12 protein-coding genes are annotated in these 12950 nt (G+C 44.2%); all 12 read left to right on the top strand.

The window, feature by feature from the left end; translation table 11 throughout:
• The first annotated feature begins 11 nt into the window (after nucleotides 1-11).
• The 12 genes from nifD (at nucleotide 12) to modC (ending at nucleotide 12598) form a co-directional block, all read left to right on the top strand.
• Complete coding sequence (gene nifD, locus HFD85_RS20230) at nucleotides 12-1643, top strand: nitrogenase molybdenum-iron protein alpha chain (protein ID WP_167613938.1); 1632 nt, start codon at nucleotides 12-14, stop codon at nucleotides 1641-1643.
• 113 nt (nucleotides 1644-1756) lie between these two features.
• Entirely contained in the window at nucleotides 1757-3139 is a 1383-nt protein-coding gene (nifK, locus tag HFD85_RS20225) for a nitrogenase molybdenum-iron protein subunit beta (protein ID WP_167613935.1), read from the top strand.
• A 73-nt stretch (nucleotides 3140-3212) separates the two neighbouring features.
• Nucleotides 3213-4541, top strand: a complete 1329-nt coding sequence (gene nifE, locus HFD85_RS20220) for a nitrogenase iron-molybdenum cofactor biosynthesis protein NifE (RefSeq protein WP_167613932.1) — start codon at nucleotides 3213-3215, stop codon at nucleotides 4539-4541.
• Between the two features lie 6 nt (nucleotides 4542-4547).
• The gene (locus HFD85_RS20215) at nucleotides 4548-5954 is read left to right on the top strand and encodes a nitrogenase component 1 (protein ID WP_167613929.1); all 1407 of its coding nucleotides are present in this window, start codon (nucleotides 4548-4550) and stop codon (nucleotides 5952-5954) included.
• An 84-nt stretch (nucleotides 5955-6038) separates the two neighbouring features.
• Nucleotides 6039-7298: a radical SAM protein gene (locus HFD85_RS20210; RefSeq protein WP_167613927.1), complete on the top strand. Its 1260-nt coding sequence runs from the start codon at nucleotides 6039-6041 to the stop codon at nucleotides 7296-7298.
• A gap of 166 nt (nucleotides 7299-7464) precedes the next feature.
• Nucleotides 7465-7812 carry a NifB/NifX family molybdenum-iron cluster-binding protein gene (locus HFD85_RS20205; RefSeq protein WP_167613925.1) on the top strand — a complete coding sequence of 116 codons (348 nt, stop codon included), beginning with the start codon at nucleotides 7465-7467 and terminating at the stop codon, nucleotides 7810-7812.
• Nucleotides 7813-8020: 208 nt separating this feature from the next.
• Nucleotides 8021-8326 (top strand): (2Fe-2S) ferredoxin domain-containing protein, encoded by a 306-nt coding sequence (locus tag HFD85_RS20200; protein WP_167613923.1) that lies wholly within the window; start codon nucleotides 8021-8023, stop codon nucleotides 8324-8326.
• Between the two features lie 135 nt (nucleotides 8327-8461).
• Entirely contained in the window at nucleotides 8462-9601 is a 1140-nt protein-coding gene (locus tag HFD85_RS20195) for a homocitrate synthase/isopropylmalate synthase family protein (RefSeq protein WP_206082042.1), read from the top strand.
• Between the two features lie 17 nt (nucleotides 9602-9618).
• On the top strand, nucleotides 9619-10005 hold the full coding sequence (locus tag HFD85_RS20190; RefSeq protein WP_167613919.1) for a hypothetical protein: 387 nt from the start codon (nucleotides 9619-9621) through the stop codon (nucleotides 10003-10005).
• A gap of 23 nt (nucleotides 10006-10028) precedes the next feature.
• Complete coding sequence (modA, locus tag HFD85_RS20185) at nucleotides 10029-10802, top strand: molybdate ABC transporter substrate-binding protein (protein ID WP_167613917.1); 774 nt, start codon at nucleotides 10029-10031, stop codon at nucleotides 10800-10802.
• Nucleotides 10803-10808: 6 nt separating this feature from the next.
• Complete coding sequence (gene modB, locus HFD85_RS20180) at nucleotides 10809-11507, top strand: molybdate ABC transporter permease subunit (protein WP_240925086.1); 699 nt, start codon at nucleotides 10809-10811, stop codon at nucleotides 11505-11507.
• Entirely contained in the window at nucleotides 11504-12598 is a 1095-nt protein-coding gene (gene modC, locus HFD85_RS20175) for a molybdenum ABC transporter ATP-binding protein (protein ID WP_167613915.1), read from the top strand. Before modB ends, modC begins: the two co-directional genes overlap by 4 nt.
• The last annotated feature ends 352 nt before the right edge of the window (nucleotides 12599-12950 follow it).

The raw sequence follows: 12950 nt of genomic DNA, 5'->3' as shown, positions 1-12950 counted from the left end.
AAGACAATATTATGCCGAACAAAAAAAATTATATAAACGGATTACCGGATCCCTCGGAATTTAAAGAGGAGATGCTGAAGAAATACCCGCGAAAAGTGGCAAAGAAAAGAGACAAGGCAATGATCATAAACGATCCTGCCGAAGGTCAGGAAATTCTTGCCAACGTTCGTACCATTCCTGGGATTATTACACAGAGAGGATGTACTTATGCAGGGTGTAAAGGTGTGGTTCTCGGGCCAACACGCGACATTATAAACCTGGTTCACGGACCGATCGGATGTAGTTTTTATGCCTGGTTGACAAGGCGTAACCAAACGCGTGCCGAAAAGGGCGATCCCAATTTTATGACCTATGCTTTTTCTACCGATATGCAGGACGAAAACATTGTATTCGGTGGAGAAGAAAAACTGAAAAACGCCATCCGCGAAGCTTTTGAAATATTTAATCCAAGTTCAATTGGTATCTTTTCAACCTGTCCGGTTGGTTTGATCGGTGACGACGTTCACTCGGTAGCACGTGAAATGAAGGCGGAGCTTGGAATCAACATCTTTGGTTTTAGCTGCGAAGGTTACCGCGGAGTTTCGCAGTCGGCCGGTCACCACATTGCCAATAACGGAATCTTTAAACATGTTGTGGGTAACACAGATCGTCCGCGCACCGGAAAATTTCAGGTGAACCTTTTGGGTGAATACAACATTGGTGGTGATGCTTTCGAAATTGAAAGAATATTCGAAGAGTGCGGTCTTACACTGCTTTCAACTTATAGCGGTAACTCAACTGTCGAAAGTTTTGCTTACTCGCACACCGCCGACCTGAACATGGTAATGTGTCACCGTTCCATCAACTACATTGCTGAGATGATGGAAGAAAAATACGGTATTCCATGGATCAAAGTGAACTTTATTGGAGCTGATGCTACGGCTAAAACACTGCGAAAAATTGCCGATTACTTTGGAGATAAAGAATTATCAGAAAAAGTGGAAGTGGTTATCGCCCGCGAATCGGCTAAAGTAAAAGCTGTTGCCGACCTTGTTAAACCTAAAGTGGAAGGAAAACTGGCCATGATGTTTGTAGGTGGATCACGTGCTCACCACTACCAGGAATTGTTTACCGAACTTGGAGTTCGCGTGGTTTCTGCAGGTTACGAGTTTGCTCACCGCGACGACTACGAAGGCCGCGAGGTAATTCCTAACATCAAAATTGACGCCGATACCCGTAATATCGAAGACCTGAGTGTAACGAAAGACGATGAAAATTACCGCGACGACCTCGTGGCTAAAAAAGCCCAACTCGAAGAGAGCGGTTATGAATTCAGAGATTACAAAGGTATGATGCCTGATATGTCAAAGAATTCACTGGTAATCGACGATGTAAACCACTGGGAAACTGAAAAACTGATTGAGTTCTACAAACCCGACATTTTCTGTGCGGGTATTAAAGAAAAGTATGTGGTTCAGAAATACGGAATTCCGTTAAAACAGCTTCACTCTTACGATTACGGTGGCCCATACGCTGCTTTTGGCGGTGCAATTAATTTCTACAAAGAAATGGAGCGCATGCTTGGTACCGATATCTGGAAACTGGTTGATGCTCCCTGGAAACATGAGCCGGAAATAGTGGGAAGTGTTACTTATGACTCATAAAATTAGGAGGAAACGACCATTATATCCGATCTGATATTGTACAAGGATGAAGAATTAATGGGAGTTACATGAGTTGCCTTTTTAAGTTAATAATTTAAACGAATGAAATTATCATGTTATTACGACATACAACAAGCAACGTAAAAGAGAGAAAAGCATTAACAGTAAACCCGGCAAAAACCTGCCAGCCGGTTGGTGCAATGTACGCAGCACTCGGAGTGCACGGATGTTTACCACACAGCCACGGTTCACAGGGCTGCTGTTCGTATCACCGTAGCGCTTTGACACGCCACTACAAAGAACCGGTAATGGCTGCAACCAGTTCGTTTACTGAAGGTTCTTCGGTATTCGGCGGTCAGGCCAACCTTTTGCAGGCGATCGATAATATTTTTACCATTTACGAACCTGATATCATCGCAGTGCACTCAACCTGTCTTTCAGAAACCATCGGTGACGACCTTGGACAGATTGTAAAAAAAGCACTCGACGATGGTAAAATTCCGGAAGGAAAACACGTGGTTCAGGCATCAACACCTAGTTATGTTGGTTCTCACGTAACCGGATATGCCAACATGCTGGAGGCTTTTGTGAAGTATTTCGCCTACAACACCGAAGAAAAAATCCGTCAGGTAAACCTGCTTTCAGGTTGGGTGGAGCCTTCTGATATGCGCGAATTGAAAAGAATTGCAGGTTTAATGGATATTAAAACCGTGCTTTTGCCTGATACTTCCGATGTGCTTGATACGCCAATGACCGGTGAATATAAAATGTATCCCAAAGGTGGAACCACCGTGGAAGAAATTGCAAGCATGGGAAACAGCATGAAAACCGTTGCCATGGGCGAGTGGGGTGCTAAAAGCGCTGCTGTAATGCTCGACAACAAATGCAAAGTGCCGTTCAGCCTTACTGAAGTGCCAATCGGATTAAAAGCTACCGACCGTTTCATTCAGGAATTGTCGCTGGCCGGCAAAATTTCTATTCCTGAAGTCATTACAGAAGAACGCGGACGCCTGGTTGACGTGATCACCGACATGCACCAGTATTTATATGGTAAGCGTGTAGCTCTTTTCGGCGATCCTGATACACTGATCCCATTGACTGAATTCCTGGTTGACCTGGATATGAAACCGGTTTACATTGTTTCAGGAACTCCGGGTAAAGTTTTCGATAAACGCATGGCCTCGATTCTGAGCGAAAAAGTACCGGAAGCCAAATACAAAAACGGCCCGCAGGCCGATATGTTCCTGATGCATCAGTGGATCAAGGAAGAGCCGGTGGATCTGTTGATCGGTAACACTTACGGTAAATACATTTCTCGCGACGAAGGTATTCCTTTTGTTCGCATGGGATTCCCGATCCTCGACCGCATTGGTCACAGCTACTTCCCTACAGTTGGTTACCAGGGAGCCATTCGTATTCTCGAGAAAATGCTCGGAGTGATCATGGACCAACAGGATGCCACTGCTCCGGAAGAGTCTTTCGAGTTGGTTATGTAACTAAACAACAATAACTACCTCTCCTCCCGGGGAGCTCGTTTTCCCGGGAGGTCATCTTTAAAACAAGTGCATCATGAACAGTTTTTTAAAAGACCGCGAAACTCAAATTGTAACCAAAGGGAAAAACAGCGCAGAAGTTGCCTGTGAAAAGAATAGTCTGGCCGGTTCAGTTAGCCAGCGTGCGTGTGTGTTTTGTGGTTCGAGGGTGGTATTATACCCGATAGCCGATGCACTTCACGTCATTCACGGCCCCGTAGGTTGTGCTTCATACACCTGGGATATCCGTGGTGCGCTTTCATCAGGACCGCAACTTCACCGCCTGAGTTTTACCACCGATTTAAAAGAAAAAGATGTGGTGTTTGGAGGTGAGAAAAAATTATATCATTCCCTCTGCGAGTTAATCGACAAACATCAACCCAAAGCTGCCTTTGTTTTTTCAACCTGTATAATTGGTGTTATCGGTGATGATGTGGAAGCCGTTTGCCGCCAGGTGACTCGTGAAAAAGGAATCGATGTTATTCCGGTAATGTCGGAAGGTTTTAACGGAACCAAAAAGGATGGCTACAAAATTGCCTGCGATGCCATTTCAAAACTGGTGGGAACCGACGATTCTTACACACCTTCGAAATACTCCATCAACATTTTGGGGGATTTTAACCTCGCCGGTGAACTCTGGATTCTTGCTGAATATTACAGAAAGCTTGGAGTTGAGCTGGTTTCGTGCATGACCGGAGATGGTCGTGTAGCCGAAATTCGCCGCGCACACAAGGCCACACTCAATGTGGTACAATGTTCCGGATCGATGGTCCATCTTGCCAAAGACATGAAAGAAAAATACGGGATCCCGTTTATGAAAGTTTCCTACTTCGGAATCGAAGACATGTCGGATGCTTTGTACGAAGTGGCCCGTTATTTCAAAGATGAGGAGATGATGGAAAAAGCCCGTACACTGGTTCGCGATGAAATCTCAAAATTACTTCCGGCACTGCAACCTTACCGTCAGAAACTGGAAGGAAAGAAAGCAGCCATTTATGTTGGCGGTGCATTTAAAGCCATTTCGCTGGTGAAAGCGCTGCGACTGATCGGAATGAAAACAGTGGTGGTTGGATCGCAAACCGGTAATACCGACGATTACAAACTGCTGAAAGAACTTTGCGACGATGGAACCATAATCGTTGATGACTCAAATCCGAATGAACTTTCGGAATTTGTAAAACTCACCGGGGCAAACCTGTTCATCGGTGGTGTTAAAGAACGCCCGATTGCACACAAACTCGGTCTCGGGTTCTGCGACCACAACCACGAACGCAAGGAAGCACTCGCCGGCTATGTCGGTATGATGAACTTTGCAAAAGAAGTGTATGCGTCGGTAACCAGCCCGGTTTGGAAATTCATAAAATAGACAGCCATGTTCGAAACAAATAAAGTATTACATAAAGGTACAGATTACAAAGCCACACAAAACGCATGTAAATTGTGTTCGCCGCTTGGTGCCAGCGTGGCTTACAAAGGTTTTGAAGGCTGTGTTCCGCTTATTCACGGCTCGCAGGGCTGTGCCACGTACATTCGCCGCTACCTGATCAGCCATTATAAAGAACCCATCGATATTGCTTCATCAAATTTCACCCAGGATTCCACTATTTTCGGAGGTGACAGAAATTTTAAACTTGCGGCTCAGAATATTATCAATCAATACAAGCCCAAAATTATTGGAATTTCTACCACCTGCCTCAGTGAAACCATCGGTGATGATGTAACGCTTTTTCTTCATGAGCTGAAAAGTGAGGATTTTGATGGCAAAACAGAATTTGTTGTGGCTTCAACACCCAGTTACCAGGGCACGCACATCGACGGTTTTCATGAAGCTGTTGCGTCGGTAGTTCGCAAGTTTGCTAAAAAAGCTGCTCCCGGAAACCATATCAACCTTTTCCCGGGCTTTATTTCAACAGAAGATATTCGTCTTTTAAAAGAAATAGTTGCTGATTTTGGTCTTGAAACGGCCATTCTTCCTGATTATTCCGAGAGTCTGGATAACCCGGTTTGGGATACTTACAAACGTATTCCCGAAGGCGGAACCACAATAGAGGAAGTTGAAAAAAGCGGTTCTGCCAAAGCTTCCATCGAATTCGGTACCGTGCTGAATCTTGGAAAACTGAGTGGCCGGGTAAAAAATCTGAATGTCACAAAAACCGGGGCACAGTACCTTGAAAAGCAAATGGATGTGCCGCTTGTACGTTTGCCTATGCCAATCGGGATCACTCAAACCGACAGCTTTTTTGAAGAACTCGAAAAACTTTCGGGAAAGAAAACGCCAGAAAAATACACCAAACAACGTGGCCGCCTGATTGATGCCTACGTCGATGCCCACAAATATGTATTCGGAAAGAAAGCCGTGGTTTACGGCGAAGAAGATTTTGTGGTAGGCATGTGTGCCTTCCTCGACGAGATCGGGATTGAAATTGCACTGGCAGCTTCAGGTGGCGAAAGTGGTTTGCTCGAACAGGAAATTTTGAAATACTGTCCCGAGAACGGGAATAAAATCACTGTTCGTGAAGGCTACGATTTCGAGTCGATAAAAGAATGGTGCCAAAGTAACAAACCTGATATTCTGATCGGGCACAGCAAAGGATATTACATCGCCCGCGAACTGGGTATCCCGATTATCCGTGTTGGATTTCCAATTCACGACCGTATCGGCGGACAGCGCATTAAACACCTGGGCTACGCCGGAACCCAGGAACTATTTGACAAAATAGTTAATGCGCTGATCGAGTACAAACAAGATTCATCACCGGTAGGATATAAATATATGTAGTAACAAGTAGTGAGTAGCTAGTAATGAGGAGTGAGGTTGGCTCAAAGCTCACAGCTCGAAGCTCACAGCTAAAAAAGATAAGTTATGATTGACATTAAAACACATCCATGTTTCAATAAAGAAGCCAAAGGCAAATATGCCAGGGTACATCTTCCGGTTGCTCCGCAATGCAATATTCATTGTAATTATTGTAAACGCGATTTCGACTGCGTGAACGAAAGTCGTCCCGGTGTTACAAGCGAAGTACTTTCTCCTGAACAGGCTTTGGCTTATACGATCAGGTTGAAAGAGAAAATGCCGAATTTATCGGTGGTGGGAATTGCAGGTCCCGGCGATCCGTTTGCCAACCCGATTCAAACCATGACCACGCTTCGCCTGATCCGTAAAGAATTTCCGGAAATGATTCTTTGCCTTTCTTCAAACGGGCTGAATGTGTTGCCCTATGTCGATGAACTGGCCGAATTGAAAGTCAGCCATGTAACAATAACTATAAATGCTACTGAAGCCGAAACGTTATCGCAACTGTATAAATGGGTGCGTTTCGAGAAGCGTGGATATTTCGGAAAACAGGCAGCTGAGATTCTGCTAAAAAACCAGTTGGAAGCAATAAGGGCCTTAAAACGTGCCCGAATTACCGTGAAGGCAAATACAATTGTGGTTCCGGGAATTAACGACGGCAAAGTGATTGAAGTGGCTAAAAAAATGCAGGAACTTGGTGTTGACCTGATGAATACTATCCCGCTTTACCCGGTTGAAGGAACTCCTTTCGAAGATTTTGAAGAGCCTTCTCCAAAAATGATGAAGGAACTGCGTCAGGAGATAAAAGAATATCTGCCGCCAATGACACACTGTGCACGCTGTCGTGCAGATGCTGTTGGGTTGCTCGGACAAGATGATGCGGAAGCAAAACGTATTCTTTCTGAAGTTTCCAATCTTTCGGTTAATCTCGATGAGTCGCGTCCGAATGTAGCCGTGGCCAGTTACGAAGGTTTGCTGGTGAATCAGCACCTGGGAGAGGCTCAGCAGCTATTTATTTTCCGCGAAACACCAAACGGTTATAAGTTGGTTGAACAACGTCCGACACCAAAACCGGGTGCAGGCAACTCGCGCTGGGAAGAGCTGGGTGGAGTGATCAGTGACTGTCGTGCTTTGCTGGTGGGAGGAATCGGGCCGTCACCATCTTCAATTATCGGTCGTTCGGGAATAAAAATAGTGGAAATGACCGGTTTAATCGATGAGGGACTCGACGCCGTCTATAAAGGAAAAGAACTGAAAACCCTGAAAAAAGCCGATGTATTCAAATGCGGTGCCGATTGTTCGGGCAAAGGAACCGGCTGCGGATAAAAGCCCTGAAAGGGCGAAAACATTATAGCCCGGGGCAACACCCAGAGAGAGAAATAAAGTACGAAATCACGCTCCACGTTGCGGAGTAGATAAAAGAGGAAAAGTTATTTGGAGCGCAAGTAAGAGCAGTTCAAAAAAGAAAGAATTCTAATAATATTTATAAGTTATGAGAATAGCAGTAACAACAACCGATGGGAAGAAAGTGGATCAGCACTTTGGTAAAGCTACCCGATTTGATGTGTACGATGTAGAAGGCACTGAAATGACATTAGTCGAATCGCGCGATGTGACATCATATTGCGATTGTGAAAAAGATGTACCCGCTGATCCGGCTCACAAATTCTCGCCCGATCGGTTTTCAGTGGTAAAAGAAAAGTTACATGACTGCGACAAATTGTACACCGTTCAGATTGGCGAAACACCAAAATCGCAATTCGACATCATCGGGATTGCCGTGCAAACCTGCACCTGCGACGTAAATAAAATTCCCGGATGCAGCGGAAACTGTAAATAACAAATCAACAAAGTATAAATCTTCGGAAGTCTGTTGATTCTTCAAATCTCCCCTAGAGGGGAGATCCCGGGTCCCGGGAGAGGGGTGAAGTTGAACTTCCGACTAAAGAAATCAATCATGAAACGAGCGAATAATACAATTCTTTTATAGAAAAATTATTCCTGGCGAGTTACATCGAATACAAATAAAAACTTTAAATAATAATGAGATGAAAAAACCAGATTATCACATTCTTGTGTGCAACTCGTACCGGGTTGCCGGCGATGCCAAAGGCTACTGTAACAAAAACGGGGGAGCCGATTTTATACAATATATAATGGAAGAATGCAACGACCGCGGATTAGACGTCGCAGTTTCATCTACTGCCTGTTTAAATGTGTGTTCGCAGGGTCCGGTGATGGTGATCCACCCCAATAACTTTTGGTACGGAGGATTGACCGAAGAAAGAATTGATGACATTTTAGATGCACTTGAAGAGGGGGAAGCTGTTGAAGAGTATCTCATAAGCGATTAGAAAAGTTAAACTGTTTATACCAACAGTTTACCTCCTCTTTTTCCATAAATCGAATCAAACCTGAATAATCCCCGGATTTAATCCGGGGATTCAATTAATTGTTTTGTCGGGCTCATGCTCATAAAAATGGAAGTTATGATGAATAAGAGGAATCCATATATTATTGATACTACCCTCCGCGACGGGGAACAGGCTCCGGGAGTGGTTTTTTCGCTGAAGGAAAAAATTGAGATAGCCGGGTGGCTGGATCGGTTGGGAATACCTGAGCTCGAAATCGGCACACCGGCCATAAGCCGCTCGGAACAAAACGACATTCGGTGTTTGCTGAACCAGGGATTTGCGTTTAAATCAACTTGCTGGGCACGCGCCACCCGTCATGATTTGAATGCTGTGCTGAATACCGGGGCCGATCGCGTAAATCTGAGTTTTCCGGTTTCCGATATTCAGTTAATGGCACTTGGGAAATCTACTGATTGGGTGTTTAGCGAACTTCCCGAAATAATGAAAATGGCTACCGACCATTTTTCGTTTGTAGCCGTCGGTGCGCAGGACGCTTCACGAGCCGACAGAAACCTGCTGAAAGAATACATTGCCGCAGCACACTATTATGGCGCCCAACGCATCCGGATTGCAGATACGGTTGGCATCCTTAATCCACAAAGTACAAAAGAACTTTTCGAAGACCTTAGTTTTGCATTTCCGCAAATTGATTTTGAATTTCACGGCCACAACGATTTTGGAATGGCTACGGCCAACCATGCAGTTGCGTTGACTTCAGGAGCTTCATCAGCGAGTTTAACGGTTAATGGTTTGGGTGAGCGTGCCGGCAACGGAGCGCTGGAAGAAGTGATTTATGCGTTGAAATATTCGTACGGGATCGATCTTGGTTACAACGGAAATCTGTTGAACAGACTTTCTGCTTTAGTGGAAACTATCTCAAAACGGCAGCTTCCATTGTCGAAACCGGTAACAGGCGCCATGGCATTTTCGCACGAGTCGGGCATTCACTGCCGTAGTTTGAAAGAAAATCCTTTAAGTTACCAGCCTATTAATCCTGAAGAGATTGGCCGCGATATGTTATTTGTTATCGGCAAACATTCCGGCACAGGGGCGCTTTCCGATTTTCTCGAAAAAAGAAACATTTTCCTTTCAAAAACTGACTTGACTGACCTTGTATCGAGGATAAAAGCAAAGTCATCCAAGCTTAAACGAGACCTCAACTTTAGTGAAATTAAAACATTGATACCTGAACATCAGGTTCGACTTTCAATATAAACTTAACAACAGACATCATGGAAGAGTGGAAAAAATATTACGATGAGGCAGCCAGTTATTCGAAAGCAGCTTCCGGAGCGTTTAGAAAAAAACGCCTTGGTGCACATGTTATATATAACCTGATTGGGCTGGCCATTGAGAATTACCTCACAGCAGTTTGTATGAGCATGAATATGCTGCCCGAACACAGCAGCGTTGGTTCTATGCTGGCATTATTAAAAAAACAGGTGGAAGTTCCGGAAACTTTCTTTGGAGAAGCACGCTTTATGAATAAATTTATGAATTTTTGTTCCCTGGATATAATGGAAACACCGGAACCTGATTCGTCTGCACTGGAAAGAATGTTGAGTTTTACGGAAGATGTGAAAGGTTTTACCGAAGAAATTCTGAATGTTCAGTCATAGCAAATTTGATTTTTCAGGATAATATGAGAGTAGTACGGACAATTACATATTTAATAGTACTGGTAGTTCTGTTTTCAGCGTGCAGCTCGAAGAAGTCGCCACAGAAACAGGAACTGCTGGTTTTTTGTGCTGCCAGTTTAACCGATGTGATTACCGATATTACTTCCTCTTTTGAAGAAACAACAAAAATTGATGTAAAACTTAACCTGGCGTCTTCAGGAACTTTGGCGCGTCAGATAGAAAATGGTGCTCAACCCGATCTTTTTATTTCGGCTAATAAAAAGTGGCTCGATTATTTAATTGAAAAAGGAATTGCCGATTCAACATTGTCAAACCGGATTGCCGGGAACCGGATGGTTTTGGTGACGCCTTTAAAATCCTCTTTGCAAGCTTTTCAATTTTCCGATACCACTAATTTGCCTGAATTGTTCGACGGCCGCCTGTCCATCGGAGACCCGCAACATGTGCCGGCCGGAGCGTATGCCACGCAGATTCTGGAGAACCTTGGCTATGCTGATGAATTGAAGCCGCGCTTCCTTCCTGCAAAAGATGTGCGTTCGGCACTCATGGTTGTTGAACTGGGCGAGGTTGAAGCCGGCATCGTATATAAAACCGATGCACTGAAATCGGGGAAGGTAAAAGTGCTGGCCGAGTTTCCCGATTCGCTGCACCAGCCGGTAGGATATTATATGTGTAGTATAAAAGGAGCCGAAAATGATCGTTCGCTCCAACTATATAATTATATTGTATCCGAAAAAATGACGCCGGTTTGGGAAAAATACGGTTTCAAACGCTAAACAGTATTGATTGACCTTTTCACATATTCTCCGGCCGAGTGGGATGCAATTCGGCTGTCGCTCAAAGTCGCCGTACTTTGCACCATCTTTATTTTACCCATAGCCATTCTCGTCGGATGGGGCCTGGCCCGGAAAGCATTTTTCGGAAAATCCATCATCGAAGGTATCGTTCACTTACCACTTGTACTTCCTCCTGTTACAGTTGGCTATATATTATTAATAGTATTTGGTAGAAATGGCTGGCTTGGAAGTTTCTTTTACGAGCATTGGGGAGTCCAGATCGCTTTTTCATTTCCGGCAGCGGTCATCGCTGCAATTGTTGTAGCCTTTCCACTGGTTACCCGTTCAATCCGATTGTCGGTTGAACTGGTTGACAAAAACTACGAAGATGCTGCCCGGACTTTGGGAGCTTCCAACCTGAGAGTATTTTTCACCATTACACTTCCGCTGGCACTGCCGGGAGTATTGAGTGGGGCCATCCTTGCATTTGCCCGAAGCCTGGGCGAGTTTGGTGCCACCATTTCTTTTGCCGGTAACATTGCCGGCGAAACACAGACCTTGCCGCTTGCTATTTTTTCCAGTATGCAGGTACCGGGTCAGGAAGCTTCAACCTTAAAGCTGGTAATTGTGTCGGTGCTGCTTTCGCTGGCTGCCATGATTGGAGCCGAATACCTGAACCGTCGAATTTTAAATCGGAAAAGATGAGTGCGGTAATCAAATTCGATATACAATTACGACGGAAGGAGTTTTTCCTGAATGTAAAAGCCGAAATCTCGGAAGGCATTACGGGTATCTACGGTCCGTCGGGACATGGCAAAACAAGTATGCTAAATGCAATTGCCGGGTTGGTTAAACCAGAGTCGGGTTATGTAATATTAAACGAAACCCCGGTTTTCGATTCGAAAGAACGGATTAATATGCCGGTCCGCAAGCGAAAAGTAGGTTACGTTTTTCAGGATATCAGGCTTTTCCCACACCTTTCAATTTTGAAAAACCTGGAATACGGTATCAACAGAAATACCGAAAGCAACATTAGTGTTGATGAAGTAACCGACATATTAAAGATAAAGCATCTGCTGGATAAAAAGCCCGATGAGTGTTCGGGAGGAGAGAAGCAGCGGATTTCTATTGGGCGCGCACTGTTAAGTGGTGCGCAGGTGTTAATGATGGACGAGCCGTTCTCGGCTGTCGATGTGCAACTGCGCAGTACCATTATTCCTTTTCTGACTGCCCTCAACAAACGTTTCCGGATTCCAATATTAATAGTAAGTCACGATCTGCCCGATCTGCTTAGTCTTACCGACCATTTATTATTATTAAAGAATGGGGCAATAAGTGCCTTTGGAAAGTTTCAGGATCTGATAGTTGATGAAAACAACATTGAATTAATGCGCGATGCCGGACTCTACAATGTTTTTGATCTTTGTGTTTTTGCCACGTTGCCTCAAAAGAACATGGTATTGCTGCATAGTCCCGCAAGCGAATTTCAGGTACAGGTGCTTTTGCAATCCTTTTTAAATCCGAATATCGAAGTTGAACAGAGAATTAAAGTGCTGATTCGGCCCGAAGATATTTCCATTGCACTAAAACCGGTTGACCAAATTTCGCTCCGAAACCAGATTCCGGGTACTATCGAAAAGATATTTTCAAGGAATGGACTTGCATTCTGCCTGGTTGATGCAGGAGAAAAGGTGCTGGTCGAAATCACCGAGGCGTCGAAAAAGAATATGAATCTGAACGTGGGTACTACGGTATACTGCCTCTTCAAATCGGCGGCCCTAAAAATGTTTGAATAATTTTCAATTGGCTTGTATTTGATCTTCAGTTCATTGTATGTATGGACGAAATATTTCTTTAATTATTTTGTAGAACATGTTTGGAAATATAAAATCCTTGTTTACTTTTGCACCCGCTTTTACAGCGAAGTTCACTGAGGGATTGAAACACGGAACATAGCAAAGGAGACGATGCTTTGAGGTGGATTATATATTTGATGAGATTTTCAACGAATAAAAAAACTTCAAAAAAATCGAAATAAAATTTGGATTATTAAAAATGATCTTTACCTTTGCAGCCGCTTTTGAATAGAGGCGAAGTTCTAAGAGATGATGAAGGGGATTTTTGGAATGGAAACGGGCTTGGTTAACG

Origin of the sequence: Maribellus sediminis (assembly GCF_011799805.1) — a bacterium.
GTDB lineage: Bacteria > Bacteroidota > Bacteroidia > Bacteroidales > Prolixibacteraceae > Draconibacterium > Draconibacterium sediminis_A.
The sequence above is the reverse complement of the archived record's forward strand: the minus strand, read 5'-3'. Positions and strand labels throughout refer to the sequence as shown.

Bases quoted from the DNA above. Each gene is read 5' to 3' on its own strand.
- nifD (WP_167613938.1), top strand. From the start codon at position 12: ATGCCGAACAAAAAAAATTATATAAACGGATTACCGGATCCCTCGGAA.
- nifK (WP_167613935.1), top strand. From the start codon at position 1,757: ATGTTATTACGACATACAACAAGCAACGTAAAAGAGAGAAAAGCATTA.
- nifE (WP_167613932.1), top strand. From the start codon at position 3,213: ATGAACAGTTTTTTAAAAGACCGCGAAACTCAAATTGTAACCAAAGGG.
- HFD85_RS20215 (WP_167613929.1), top strand. From the start codon at position 4,548: ATGTTCGAAACAAATAAAGTATTACATAAAGGTACAGATTACAAAGCC.
- HFD85_RS20210 (WP_167613927.1), top strand. From the start codon at position 6,039: ATGATTGACATTAAAACACATCCATGTTTCAATAAAGAAGCCAAAGGC.
- HFD85_RS20205 (WP_167613925.1), top strand. From the start codon at position 7,465: ATGAGAATAGCAGTAACAACAACCGATGGGAAGAAAGTGGATCAGCAC.
- HFD85_RS20200 (WP_167613923.1), top strand. From the start codon at position 8,021: ATGAAAAAACCAGATTATCACATTCTTGTGTGCAACTCGTACCGGGTT.
- HFD85_RS20195 (WP_206082042.1), top strand. From the start codon at position 8,462: ATGATGAATAAGAGGAATCCATATATTATTGATACTACCCTCCGCGAC.
- HFD85_RS20190 (WP_167613919.1), top strand. From the start codon at position 9,619: ATGGAAGAGTGGAAAAAATATTACGATGAGGCAGCCAGTTATTCGAAA.
- modA (WP_167613917.1), top strand. From the start codon at position 10,029: ATGAGAGTAGTACGGACAATTACATATTTAATAGTACTGGTAGTTCTG.
- modC (WP_167613915.1), top strand. From the start codon at position 11,504: ATGAGTGCGGTAATCAAATTCGATATACAATTACGACGGAAGGAGTTT.